The sequence below is a fragment of the Streptomyces sp. NPDC005202 genome (assembly GCF_040608235.1).
Lineage (GTDB): Bacteria > Actinomycetota > Actinomycetes > Streptomycetales > Streptomycetaceae > Streptomyces.
On sequence record NZ_JBEXHW010000100.1, the window covers coordinates 1 to 1,038 of the forward strand.

The 1,038-nt window shown below is 68.0% G+C and carries 1 pseudogene; it reads right to left on the reverse strand.

The window, feature by feature from the left end:
* Window positions 1-1,038, reverse strand: a pseudogene (locus ABZV31_RS38320) (ISAzo13 family transposase); the annotation flags it as partial.

Sequence of the window (1,038 nt, forward strand, 5' to 3'; positions counted from 1 at the left end):
CGGTTGATGCCCTTCCTCTTCTCACGCTCGGCCTCGGCCAGGACCCGGCGGAAGGGCTCGAGATCCTCCACGAGGTGGTCGAACTGCTCGCGGGGCAGGCCGGTCAGGGCGGGGTGCGTGAGCAGGAAGGTGGCCTCGGCCGGGATCGGGGGCGCCTTCGCTTGCTCGGGCTCGGCCGGTGGTGCTTGCTGGGGGTCGCAGGGGACGATGGTGTAGTTCCACTCGCCGTGGAACTCGTCGCGCTCGACCCGCTGCATGATGGCCTTGCGCTCGGTCTTGGTGAGTGAGCGTCCGGTGGGGTAGTCGTTCTCGTCCAGTGCGGCACTGACGGTCAGTCCGGTGCTGGTGCGGGTGGCCGAGATGGTCTGCAGCAGCACTTCGTAGCTGGTCAGCGGCTGTCCGCGCAGGCTGTGCGTGATCCGGGAGAACAGCCGGTGTTCGACCTTGTTCCATTTTGAAGTGCCGGGTGGGAAGTGCATGACGGTGATGCTCAGCCCGCACTCGTCGGCGAAAGGCGGCCAGGTCCATCTTGAACAGGTGGGAGTCGGCCGAGTTCGCCCCGCCGGAGTCCGCGGTGATCAGGAGCCGGTCGGCGCCGAGGTAGTCAAGACAGCCTTGGCTGTTCCACCAGCGGCGCAGGGACTCCACCGCGAAGGCGGCGGTGTTGCGGTCGGTGCCCACGTTGACCCAGCCGCTGTCGCGGCCCAGGTCGTAGATGCCGTACGGGATGGCGATCGGGGCGTCGGGATCGATGAAGTCGTGGTCCGGGGCGGTGATCGGTTGTCCTTTGGGGCGGTAGGTGCGGCCGGGGCGGGCGAAATCGCCGATCGGCTCCTTCTTCTTCGCGTCCACGCTCACCACCGGAAGGCCGCGGGCCAGGAAGGATTCGACGGCGGTGTTGATGTGACGGAACTGGGCGTCGCGGTCGGGCACGTGACTGCCGGCCTTCGTCTTGGCCATGCCCTGAAGGCTGAAGCCCATCGCGTGCAGCAGGTCCGCGACGACCGGGGCGCTGACTGGATGGTCGGCCTCGGCCAG